The following is an 11753-nucleotide window of genomic DNA, read 5'->3' on the forward strand; positions in this document are numbered from 1 at the left end:
TCTCTCGGCGGCCGACGATTGCCGGATATCAGCACTTGTTGCTGCGGCTCCTGCTGCGGCTACGGCTCCTGCTGTGGCCGCCGTGGCCGCCGTGACCGCCGTGGCCGCCGTGGTGCTTCTTGTGCCGCCGTTTGCGCCCGCCGTCGTCATGTCCGTCACGGTGCATGATCGGTTCGATCCGAGGCATGATGTTCACCCCCCTCCTCTTTTCTCCCTTTGTTTGAGATCTGCAGTGATCTCAGGTTTGCTGGCTCGCGCCGTGGACCCCGGGCGAGCGAGATTGACTACCCGGTCCGCGATGGCGGCCAGGTGCTGGTCATGGGTGACCAGGAGTACGGTGCGGTGTTGGGTGGCGGCCTGGATCGCCTTGACGACCGAGGCGGCGGATCGGGGATCGAGCGATGCGGTCGGCTCGTCCAGCAGTAGCATCGGTGCTGTCGAAACGGCAGCCCGGGCGATGGCGATCCGACGACGCTGACCGCCGGACAGCCGGACGCCGCCCTCCCCCAGCGAGGTGTCGTAGCCGTGGGGCAACCGGCCGATGAACTCGTCCACCTGAGCGGTCCGGCCGGCTTCGAGCACGTCGGCGCGGGTGGCCGCCGGGTTGCCGAAGGCAATGTTCTCCGCAACTGTTGCGTCAAGCAGCCACGGGTCCTGCGGCACATAGGCGAACCGGTTCCGCACGGTCTGCTGGGCGCAGTAGCGCACGTTCACCCCATCGATGAGCACCCGGCCGGTGTTGACCTCGTACAGCCGGAGCAGCAGATGGAGGACGGTGCTCTTGCCGATGCCGCTGGGGCCGATCAGGCAAACGGTCTCGCCCGCGGCGATCCGGAGGTTGAAGTCTTCGAGCACCGGTTGCCCCGGCTCGTAGCGGAACCCGACCTTCTCGAATCGGACGTCCTGGATGAGGGGTGGCGCCGTCCAGGCACCGGGGCGATCGGTGACTGCCTCGTCGCACTCCAGGACGTCCTGCACTCTGGTCGCGCTGGCGCCGGCCTTGGCCAGCACGGCTGACAGCCGGGTCAGCCCGCGGACCGGCGAGTAGAGATCGCGCAGATAGGCGGTCACCACCAGGAGTTGGCCGATGCTCATCGCGCCGGCCAGCACGTGCATCCCGCCGACCACCAGAACCAGTGCGGACCCGATCGCCAGCAGGACGTCGGCCACCGGCGTCCAGCGGGCGTCCACCCTGACCGCGCGCAGTTCGACGTCGAGCACGGCCTGGTTTTGTTTGCCGAACTCGCCGGTGGCGTGATCAGTCCGAGCGAATGCCTGCACGGCGCGGACGTTGCGCAACAAATCGGTCGTCGTACCGGCCAGCCGACCGGATTCGGCCCGGGCGTCCTGCTCCACAGCCCTGATGCGGGCGCGTTGGCGCACAGCCAGCCCGGCCAGCACCGGGACGACTGTCAGGCCGATCAGCAGCAGGCCGGGGTCGAAGGCCAGGAGTAGAACGAGAACGCCGACCAGCATTACCGCGTCGGGCAGGAAGGAGATCGTGATGGCGATGACGCCGTCCAGCACCCGGCCTACGTCAGTCGTGAACCGGGATACCAGTTCACCGCTGCGCATCCGGTCGTGCCACCGCAGTGATCGGGTCATCGCGCGCTCGAACATCGCGGCACGAAGTGATGCGCCGATCCGCTCGGCCGCGCCTTCGGCAGTGCGCACGGTAGCCATTTCGAGCAGGCCATCGACCGTCGTAAGCACGACTGTCGCCCCAGCCGCCAGAATCAGCAACTTCGCCGGTTCCACCCCGGCCAAGAACCCGAGGTGCCCTGACAGCGGCTTGCCTCCGAGTGCGTAGTCCACCGCCAGGGCCAACGGCCAGGGACGCAGCAATGCGACGCCGACCTGCACCACGACGAGGATCGCCCCAGCGGCCAGTGCCGGAGTGTGTGAACGGACACTGGGGCCCGCGACACTGAGACTCAACGGCACCTTCATGCGTTCAACCATTGCGGGGTCATCATTGTTGCGCTATTGCACATTTGGGCTACTACCTGCCCTCGCCCATTTGGGCTAGTACCCGCCGTTTCGGTCGCCGGCTGTGCGGTCAGCGCTACTGCGGATCGAGTTTCGCGCTATTGCGGATGCCCGACACGTCTGGAGTCTGCTTACCCGCGTAGTACAGGCCTATGATCCGAAGGAGGGGGCCACCGGGGGAGTGAAGATGGGGATTCTGGGGGAGTTGTGTCGTAGGGCGCCAGTGGGTCGTGGGTTTTCCGCGATCGCCAGCCTGCTGGTGCGCTTCGCGATCGCGTCACTGGTCGCGCTGACAGTGGCGGTCGCTCCGATCCCTCTGATCGCCCTGCGTGTCGGAGCGGTGGAAGCGGTCGAGGCGACGCGACAGCACACGTTCGCGGCGGTGCGGGCCGTGGTGGAGCCTCGGCTGGATGCCTGGGCTGTCACGGACGGAACCCGGGCCGTCCTGCACAGGTTGAAGGAGCCGTCCGTCGGGGCGCTGCTGGCCATCGAGTTGGCGATGATCCTGACGGCGTGGTGGGCGCTCAGACGGAGCCAGCGTCAGCAGTGCGAGCATGAGCGGTTGCGACGACATGCGGCGCAAGCATGCGACTTGGAACGGCGTCGGCTGGCCGGTGAGCTGCATGACGGAGTGGTGCAGGACCTAGCCGGGATCAATTACGCGCTGGAGCGGCTGCGGATCGGCACTGCGTCCGCTGATCAGCGCGATGAGGTGATCGCGGACAGCGCGTCCCGGCTGCGCGACTCCATCGGAGCACTGCGGACTCTGCTGTTCGACAACTATCCACCGGACCTTGACGAGCTGGGCATCAGTTGTGCGCTGGCAGGGTTGGCCGACGACCTCGAACGAGCCGGTATGGACGTGCAGCTCGAGACCGCGGAGGCAGAATGCTTGCCGCCGGCCGCGACGGCCCTCATTTTCCGAGCCGCCCAGGAGGCCGTCCGGAACGTGGCCACGCACAGTGGCGCCAGCGGCGTGGTCATCAAGGCAGGACGCCGGAACGGGCAAGCGACGCTTGTGGTGCAAGACAACGGGCGGGGGTTCGACGAAGCGCGGCTGCGGGAACGGATCAGCAAGGGGCACTTCGGCCTGCGGGCGACCGGCGACCTGATGTCGGCCTCCGGCGGCATGCTGCAGGTCCTTGCCGCTCCGGGCCGCGGCACCCGAGTGATGGTCGAGGTCCCGGTCGAATGATTCGGGTGCTCATCGTCGATGACCATGAGGTCGTCCGGACCGGGTTGTCGCAGTTGCTCGCCGAGACCGATGATCTCCAGCCGGTCGGGAGCGCGGAGAACGGCGAGCAGGCGGTGGCGATGGCGGCCGAGCTCCACCCGGACGTCGTCCTGATGGACCTCTCGATGCCAGGCACCGACGGAATCGCCGCCACCCGTCGCATCGTCGCGGACAACCCCCACACCCACGTGCTGGTGCTGACCTCGTTCAGCGACCGCTACCGCATCCTGGCCGCGCTGGAGGCCGGCGCCGAGGGATACCTGCTCAAGAACACCGCCACCGAGGCGATCTTCGGCGGCATCCGCCAGCTGGTCCTCGGCGGCTCGCCACTGGATCCGATGGCGGCTCGGATGTTGCTCAACAGCCGACGCGAGCAGCCGGAGGAGATCACCTTCACCACCCGTGAGCAGGAGGTGCTGGAGATGCTCGGTTCCGGCCTCCCCAACAGGGCGATCGCCCGCCGGCTCGGCATCAGCGAGCGTACGGTCAAGGCCCACCTGACCAGCGTCTTCCATCGCCTCGGTGTCGCCGACCGGACCCAGGCTGCCCTCTGGGCCCAACGCCACGATCTCGGCCATCCCAACCAATGATCCCCGCCCGGCTCCACCACATCGTCCAGGTGTAGCGCGCCCTCGGGCTGGCCGCCGATCGGGCCGCGCCGCTGACGCGACGTACGAGGTCACGCCCGTACTACGTGGGCGATTGTCCTGCTTCACGGGGTTGCCAATATTTAACCAGGGATGTAACTATTGGCGCATGGTGGACGACGAGGTGGATCGCTTCTTCGAGGTGCTGGCTGATCCGACCCGGCGGCAGGTGGTGCGGTTGCTGGGGGAGGGACCGCAGCGAGCCGGTCAGCTTGCTGTCGCGACTGGTTCGTCGGCGCCGGCGATGAGCCGGCACCTGCGAATCTTGTTGTCCGCCGAGGTGATCACCGATGAGCGAGTGCCGGACGACGCCAGGCTGCGGGTCTTCCGATTGCGCCAGGAGCCGGTCGTCGCCGTCCAGGCCTGGCTTGACCAGGTCCAGGCGCACTGGCAGGAGCAGTTGGGCGCCTTCAAGAAGCACGTCGAGCGGAAGGAGACATCGTGACCAAGCAGTCAGCGTCCGCATCCGTCGAGGTCGCCGCTGATCCGGCGACGGCGTTCCGGATCTTCACCGACGAGATCGACCTGTGGTGGGTCAGGGGGCCGATCAACTTCTTCGATGCCGCCCGGGCCGTGGGGATGCAGATCGAGCCGGGGGTGGGCGGCAGGATCCTGGAGGTCTACCGGCCCGGCAGCGACACGTCCGACGAGGATGTGCTCGAACTGGGCAAGATCACTGTCTGGGAGCCCGGATCGCGGCTGGCCTACCGCAGCTCGGTGGACGACACCGACACCGAGATCCGCTTCGAGCCCTTCGACGGCGGAACGCGGGTCAGCGTGGAGCAGGCCCTGGTGCAGGGCGGCAAGAAGGCGTTCTACTTCTGGCCGAATGTGATCCCGTGGTTTGCTGCCTGGGCCGCCCGTCGAGAGTCGGCGGAGCGGACACCGCGCGAGCTCGATCGGCTGAACGTCGCCTTGTACTACGAGGATCCCACCGCAGCGGCCCGCTGGCTGCATACGGTGTTCGGCCTGGATTCCTGGGACCGGATCCCCGCGGTCGGCGAACAGCCTTCCTGGATCGAGCTCCACGTAGGTATTTCGGCGATCCTGCTCTTCGAGCTGAAGGAGCGAGCCCCCGAGCCGCGGCCGGTCGACCACGGGGTCTGGATCTACGTCGACGACCTCGACGCGCACTTCGCCCGGAGTTCGGAGAACGGAGCCAAGATCGTCTCCGAGATCCGCCAGCACGGGTACCGCTGTTACGAGGCCGACGACCTCGAAGGACACCGCTGGACCTTCGCGCAGGCCAGACCCACGATGCAGTAAGTCCTGGCAGAGCCGGCGCCTTCCATGCGGCGGCATCTCCGCTCCGTGGAAGCCGCCGCCTGCAGCACGGCCAAGTAATGCAGTGCCTCGACGCAGAAAGACGCCTAGTACGACAGCCGGACTTTGTGATGTTGCAGGGACAGGCCCGGACTGCCAGCACTCACAACCTGCGGGTCCTGGTCGCGAGCAGGCCTACGCACGCTCGGCTGGAGGCTCAGCCGCGGTTGATGAGCGTTGGTGCTCCGGGGCTCACGAACCCGCCGAACCACACCGCCTTTGATCAGCACCCCGACTCGGTGGCCCGCTGCGGTCATGAAGTGGTGGCCTTGAACACCAAACAGGGACCGCGGACACGAAATAACGTGTTCAAGGTCCCGACGACGTGTCCCAGGTCCCCACTGTTGGTCAAGGCCGCACCCCCCAGCCCTCCGCGGCCAGACAGGTGGTCGCTGCCCAGGCCCGCCTCGTTCGCAGCATGTCAATGGCGCTCCTCCAGGCCGATGGCGTCGCGCAGCTTCTTGGTGGCTTCCTCGAGGTCGGGATCGGTGCGGGCCTGCGATGCCATCAGTTCGGCCAGCGCCTCGGCGATCACGTTGAGCTTCTCCTGGGAGGCCTCCTCGGTCCGGCGGGCGGCGTTCTCCAGCAGAACCAGCAGGAGCAGGGTGACGACGCTGGCCACTGTGTGAATCGCCACCTGCCACGCCTTCAGGTCCGCCCAGAGCGGCAGGCTGACCAGCCAGAGAACAACGATGCCGACGCAGAGGAAGAAGAACGGCGCCTGGCTGACCCGCAGGTAGGCCGTCTGCACAAACCGGTCGAACAGCGACCGCCGATCACCCTGGACGCGGGTCTCAGCCGCTTCGCTTCGCTCCATTGCCGGAGCCTAGTGCGGACCCCACCATCCGGACACCTCACGCGCCCGAGCCATCGCTGGCGCTCACGGACCCCCACACCGAGGACACCCGCAAGAGAATCCGCGCCCCGCCAGTTCTGCCCTCTAGCTGCATGCGAATCCTTGGGGTGCCGTAGGGCGAGGCAGCGGAATGACCCACTGCGACGGCCTCTCGCTCGCTCAGCATCTCCTCAGGCGGGCGAGCGGATCGTGGTGGAGCAGGACGCGCGCACCCACCGGTGGCTCCGACGTCCTGGACGGATCCTGTGGCACGACCATGGACGGGGTCGCCGAAATCGACCGCGGTAGGAGGTAGACATCATGAACCCACCGGCCTCGCCGCGCGGTGACGTCACCGCGGCAGCATCTCGCGGCGGCCCGGAGCACGCGGGCCCCCGCCGGCATCGGAAGCCCCGGTTCAAAGGACTGCGGCGGATCGTCGCGCTGCTCCTCGTCGTCGGCCTCATGTGGCTCGGCTGGTCGGTGGGCTCGGCGTTGAGGGCGCCAGGGAACGACAGCGTGGCGGCCAAGCTGGCGGGGTGGGGTCGTGACCACGCCCTCGGTGCCGTCGTGACGTGGTTCGAGGCGGCCCAGTACCAGGCAAGCCCACCGAAGGTCGGCGGAACACCTTCCGTGACGCTCGCGCCCCCCGCCAGCACGCCGAAGTCCCGGCGCACGCCGCTGCCGCCGCCGCTCGGCTCACCCGCGGGCACCCCGCTGAGAGGCGAGGGAGCCTGGCGCGTCCTGGAGCAGGTCCACGGCACTCCGGCGGTTCTCGGGGCCTTCCTGCGACCGGATCGGACGCACACGTCGTACCTCGCCGGGGTCGTCTCGATGAACACCCGCCTCCTGCGGTTCCAGCTGCATCCAGGTGAGAGTGACCCCGGCACCGGGAATTGGGGTACGGCGACGTCGGTCCTGCCGGGGGCACGCAAGGGCCTCATGGCGACCTTCAACGGCGGCTTCAAGATCAACGAGGCCGGCGGCGGGTTCTACCTGAACGGGGTCACTAAAGGCGTCCTCCAGCCGTCAGCCGCATCCTTGGTGTTCCACCGCGACGGTCAGGTGGCGATCGGCGCGTGGGGACGCGACGTCGCGATGGGTCCCGGAGTCGTGGGAGTCCGGCAGAACCTGCGACTGATCGTCGATCACGGCACCGTCCCCGCTGCCGTGGACACCAATGCCGGGAATTCCTGGGGGCGCACCCTCGGGGGAGGGTACTTCGTCTGGCGCTCCGGGGCGGGCCTGACCCGGGACGGGCGCCTGGTCTACGTCTACGGGCCCGCCCTGTCGGCGCGGACCCTCGCCGACCTCCTCCAGCGCGCGGGATGCGTCGAGGGGATGCAACTCGACATCAACCCGGCGTGGATGTCGTTCATGTACTACTCGGCGGGTCCCGACGCGGCCAACCCCGTCCCTCACAAGCTTCTGTCCAACCAGGAGCGGCCGGCCGGCCGCTACTTCAGCCCGTCCAGCCGTGACTTCGTCGCGGCCTTCGCCCGATGAACGAGCCTCTTCCGTCTGGATCTCTCCGGGTGAAGGCGTACGCCGGGGGTGGACGCCATCGCGATCGTTAGGTCCCGTGTGGGGGCGTGAGAGGCGTAACGAGCGGCTGGTGGCGAAGTACGCGCGGAAACGGGCGAAGTACAGCGCCCGGCGGCGTACCCCGCTGGACCAGCTCGACCCGCTGGTCCGCGAACTGGTCCGTATCGGTGCGGACGGTTTCCAGTTCAGCCTGCGCGCCAAGGAGATCGGTAAGCTGCTCGACCATCGCGGTGGCATCGCCGAGATGCGCGCCGCTCACGAGCAGGTGTCCAACTGGCACCCCGACCAGGCCCGAGCGCTGGAGCGGGCATGGGGCGGGATCGGCGACTGGCTGAGTTAGGTCCGGTTGCGCGAGGTTGTGCCTCACGTGCTTGACGCAGGGGTGTGGTCCCTGCAGCCGTACGTCGACAGGTCCTTGCCCCAGCCGGGATGCTTGAGCTCGCCCAGGGCCAACTGAGCCTTCCTGAGTCCTGCGCCTCGGCGACGAACTCCCTGAGAATGGCCGCGCTCTCGACGAGGTCGAAGGCGGACTTGCTGAACGTTCCGCGGCTGCATCCATAGGCCGATGGGAGATCCCCTGGGCCGACGGTCGCGCCGTACGTGGCGTGCCGCCGCTTCGCGAGGGGGTTGTCCATCAAGAGTGAACAAAAAAGGGAAAGGAGAGTATTTACCCCTTTCCACTCTCAACTTATAGCGCGCCGGGGGGCTTGCCGCAAGCCCCTGTTCGTGCCGCAGAATCGTCGGCCGAAGGCAGAACCTACGGGAACGGAAGTCACCAAATGCGTGTGCTGTTGACGACGTATGGGTCGCGCGGGGACGTCGAACCGCTGGTGGGACTCGCGGTGCGGTTGCGGGCACTCGGCGCGGAGGCGCGGGTGTGTGCGCCGCCGGACGAGGACTTCGCGGAACTGTTGGCCCGTGTCGGCGTGCCGCTGGTGCCGATCGGCCGGCCGATGCGCTCGATGGTGCGGCCGTCGTCGTCGGCGGACGTGTCCCGGCGCGTGACCGAGCTGATCGCCACGCAGTTCGACACGGTCGCCGAGGCAGCCGAGGGATGTGATGCGCTCTTGGCGACCGGCATGGCGCATTTCGCCTCGCGGTCGGTGGCCGAGAAGCTGGGCATCCACTATGTGTACGCGACCTTCTGCCCGTTCCTGCTGCCGTCGCCGCACCACGCGCCGCCGCCGGCGCTCCTGCCGGGCCGGCCGTTTCCACCAGAGATGACCGACAACCGGGTGCTGTGGGACCTGAACGCCCAGACCTTCAACGCGCTGCACGGCGAGGCGCTCAACACCCACCGGGCCTCGATCGGTCTGCCGTCGGTGGACGACGTCCGCAACTTCACCTTCACCGACCACCCGTGGCTAGCCACGGACCCGACCCTGGGTCCGTGGCAGGAGACCTCGGACCTCGACGTCGTGCACACCGGTGCGTGGGTCCTGCCGGACGAGCGCCCGCTGCCGGCCGACTTGGTGGCGTTCCTGGACGCCGGCGAACCACCGGTGTATGTCGGCTTCGGCAGCATGCACCGCGTCTCGGAGGACATCGCCCAGGTGGCCATCGAGGCGATCCGCGGGCAGGGCCGCCGCGCACTCGTCGGGCGCGGCTGGGCGGGCCTGGCCCTGATCGACGACCGGGACGACTGTCTCGTCGTCGGCGAGGTCAATCAGCAGCAGCTGTTCGGCCGGGTGGCCGCCGTCGTGCACCACGGCGGCGCGGGCACGACGACCACGGCTGCCCGGGCCGGCGCGCCTCAGGTGGTGGTACCCCAGGCGGGCGACCAGTCCTACTGGGCCACCCGGGTGGCCGACCTGGGCATCGGCGCGGCGCACGACGGTCCGACTCCGACCATCGAGTCCCTGTCAGTCGCGCTCAAGACGACCCTGACCCGCGAGACCCACGCACGAGCAACCGCCGTGGCCGGCACGATCCGAACCGACGGCGCGATGGTGGCAGCGAAGCTGCTGCTCGATCGGAGCCGCTGACGTGAACCCCCTGACTACCAGCGCGTTCGACCTTCCCGACCACCTCACCCCCAAGGCCGACCCGACGCAGATCGCCGGCGATGAGCGGCACTTCGCGGCCATCGCGGAAAGTCTTGAACAGTCGATCGGCGACCTGTCCGACCGTCTCGATGCGGCGCGCAAGGCACCTGGCGGCAGCGGCCAGGAGGCGATGGACCGGGACATGGAGATCCACCGGCTGGCCGCTCGCCTGCGCGCCCTGCGTCGCTTCGGTTTGGATCTGTGTCTCGGACACATCGTCAGCACAGACGACCCCGAGCCCCTGTATGTCGGACGACTTGGCCTCACGGACAGCGCGGGTCGTCGGTTGCTGATCGACTGGCGCTCCCCAGCGGCCGAGCCGTTCTTCGGAGCGACCCACGCCAACCCGATGGGTCTGGCAAGCCGTCGCAGGTATCGCTGGACCCGCGGCCGGATCAGCGACTACTGGGACGAGGTGTTCACCTCGGACGGGTTTGAAAGGCACGCAGCGCTCGACGACCAGTCCGCCTTCATCGCCAGCCTGGGCAGCAACCGGTCGTCCCGGATGCGAGACGTGCTCGGCACCATTCAGGCCGACCAGGACGCCATCATCCGCGCTGGTTCCCGAGGCGCTCTCGTCGTCGACGGCGGTCCGGGTACGGGAAAGACCGTCGTCGCTCTGCACCGCTCCGCCTATCTCCTCTACTCCGACCCTCGACTCGGTCACCGCCGGGGCGGCGTACTGTTCGTCGGTCCTCACCAGCCCTACCTGGCCTACGTCGCCGACGTCCTCCCCAGCCTCGGAGAGGAGGGCGTGCAAACCTGCACCCTGCGGGACCTCGTCCCCGGCGGAGCCGCGGCTCAGCTCGAGACCGACCAGGACGTGGCCCGTCTCAAGTCGTCCGCGGACATGGTGAAGGCGATCGAGCCGGCCGTCAGGCTCTACGAGGAGCCGCCCACCAAGCCGATGACGGTCGAGACCCACTGGTCCGACATCTGGCTCAGCGCCGCCGACTGGGCCGAGGCGTTCGGAGCAGCAGACTCCGGTACTCCGCACAACGAGGCGCGCGACCAGGTCTGGGAGGAATTGCTCACGATCCTGATGGACAAGCACGAAGACGAGTACGAAGACGACGACGTCTCGACCGACCTGCTGCGTAGATCACTGGAGCGGAACGAGGATCTGGTCAGCACTTTCAACAAGGCGTGGCCGCTGATCGAACCGGCAGACCTCGTCGGAGACCTGTGGTCAGTACCCGCCTACCTGCGCATGTGCGCTCCCTGGCTCGAACCCGATGAAATTCAGAAGCTGCAGCGCCGGGACGCCCAGGCCTGGACGGTGTCCGATCTGCCTCTCCTGGACGCGGCAAATCAGCGGCTCGGCGACCCGGGGGCGTCACGACGGAAGCGTCGGCAGAAGGCCGCCGCTGCCGCCGAACGCGAACGCATGGCCGATGTCATCGACAACCTGCTCCAGGCCGAGGACGACAACGAGGGCGCGATGATCCTGCTGCACGGGGAGGATCTGAAGGACGCCCTGGTCGACGAGACAGCACTGCCCAGCGCCGACCCGGACCTGCTCGCCGGCCCGTTCGCGCACATCGTCGTGGACGAGGCTCAGGAACTGACCGACGCGGAGTGGCAGATGTTGCTGCTCCGCTGCCCGTCCCGGAGCTTCACGATCGTCGGGGACCGTGCCCAGGCGAGGCACGGGTTCACGGAGTCGTGGCAGGAACGGCTCGAGCGGATCGGGCTCGACCGGATCAACCTCGCCTCTCTGAGCATCAACTACCGGACGCCGGAAGAGGTCATGGCGGAAGCCGAGCCGGTCATCCGGGCCGTGCTCCCGGACGCCAACGTGCCGACCTCCATCCGCAGCACCGACGTCCCGGTGGTCCACGGATCGACCTCGGAGCTGGGCTCGATCCTCGACACCTGGCTCGCCGCGCACGCCGACGGGATCGCCTGCGTCATAGGCGCCGATGGAATTAAGGACGGCACGTTCAGGGCGACCTCCCGCGTCCGATCGCTGACCCCGGAGCTGTCGAAGGGGCTCGAGTTCGACCTGGTCGTCCTCATCGACCCGGAGGCGTTCGGCGAGGGCATCGAAGGAGCGGTCGACCGCTATGTCGCGATGACCCGAGCGACCCAGCGACTCGTCATCCTCACGAGTTCCTGACGTCGGCCAAGACCTC

At 68.1% G+C, this 11753-nt stretch carries 10 protein-coding genes; 8 read left to right on the forward strand and 2 right to left on the reverse strand.

Annotated features, from left to right (window positions below):
* Positions 1-192 precede the first annotated feature (192 nt).
* Positions 193-1962 (reverse strand): ABC transporter ATP-binding protein, encoded by a 1770-nt coding sequence (locus ABD210_RS05390; protein WP_344109426.1) that lies wholly within the window; start codon positions 1960-1962, stop codon positions 193-195.
* A gap of 250 nt (positions 1963-2212) precedes the next feature.
* Here ABD210_RS05390 and ABD210_RS05395 point away from each other — a divergent pair, with 250 nt between their 5' ends.
* From ABD210_RS05395 to ABD210_RS05410, 4 genes are all read left to right on the forward strand, one after another.
* Positions 2213-3184: a sensor histidine kinase gene (locus ABD210_RS05395; protein WP_344109428.1), complete on the forward strand. Its 972-nt coding sequence runs from the start codon at positions 2213-2215 to the stop codon at positions 3182-3184.
* The gene (locus tag ABD210_RS05400; RefSeq protein ID WP_344109430.1) at positions 3181-3813 is read left to right on the forward strand and encodes a response regulator; all 633 of its coding nucleotides are present in this window, start codon (positions 3181-3183) and stop codon (positions 3811-3813) included. Before ABD210_RS05395 ends, ABD210_RS05400 begins: the two co-directional genes overlap by 4 nt.
* Before the next feature lie 166 nt (positions 3814-3979).
* Positions 3980-4315 carry an ArsR/SmtB family transcription factor gene (locus tag ABD210_RS05405; protein ID WP_344109432.1) on the forward strand — a complete coding sequence of 112 codons (336 nt, stop codon included), beginning with the start codon at positions 3980-3982 and terminating at the stop codon, positions 4313-4315.
* Positions 4312-5136, forward strand: a complete 825-nt coding sequence (locus tag ABD210_RS05410; protein ID WP_344109434.1) for a VOC family protein — start codon at positions 4312-4314, stop codon at positions 5134-5136. Before ABD210_RS05405 ends, ABD210_RS05410 begins: the two co-directional genes overlap by 4 nt.
* 478 nt (positions 5137-5614) lie before the next feature.
* Here ABD210_RS05410 and ABD210_RS05415 read toward each other — a convergent pair whose 3' ends face one another.
* Positions 5615-6010 carry a low affinity iron permease family protein gene (locus ABD210_RS05415; RefSeq protein ID WP_344109436.1) on the reverse strand — a complete coding sequence of 132 codons (396 nt, stop codon included), beginning with the start codon at positions 6008-6010 and terminating at the stop codon, positions 5615-5617.
* Positions 6011-6349: 339 nt separating this feature from the next.
* Here ABD210_RS05415 and ABD210_RS05420 point away from each other — a divergent pair, with 339 nt between their 5' ends.
* The 4 genes from ABD210_RS05420 to helR all read left to right on the forward strand — a co-directional run bounded on the left by ABD210_RS05420 (position 6350) and on the right by helR (position 11737).
* On the forward strand, positions 6350-7534 hold the full coding sequence (locus ABD210_RS05420) for a hypothetical protein (RefSeq protein WP_344109438.1): 1185 nt from the start codon (positions 6350-6352) through the stop codon (positions 7532-7534).
* 109 nt (positions 7535-7643) lie between these two features.
* Positions 7644-7913, forward strand: coding sequence for a hypothetical protein (locus ABD210_RS05425; protein WP_344109440.1), 270 nt, complete (start codon positions 7644-7646; stop codon positions 7911-7913).
* 439 nt (positions 7914-8352) lie between these two features.
* Positions 8353-9558 (forward strand): glycosyltransferase, encoded by a 1206-nt coding sequence (locus ABD210_RS05430; RefSeq protein WP_344109442.1) that lies wholly within the window; start codon positions 8353-8355, stop codon positions 9556-9558.
* A 1-nt stretch (position 9559) separates the two neighbouring features.
* The gene (gene helR / locus ABD210_RS05435; protein ID WP_344109444.1) at positions 9560-11737 is read left to right on the forward strand and encodes an RNA polymerase recycling motor ATPase HelR; all 2178 of its coding nucleotides are present in this window, start codon (positions 9560-9562) and stop codon (positions 11735-11737) included.
* Positions 11738-11753 lie beyond the last annotated feature (16 nt).

The sequence above is a fragment of the Kribbella alba genome (assembly GCF_039529635.1).
GTDB lineage: Bacteria > Actinomycetota > Actinomycetes > Propionibacteriales > Kribbellaceae > Kribbella > Kribbella alba.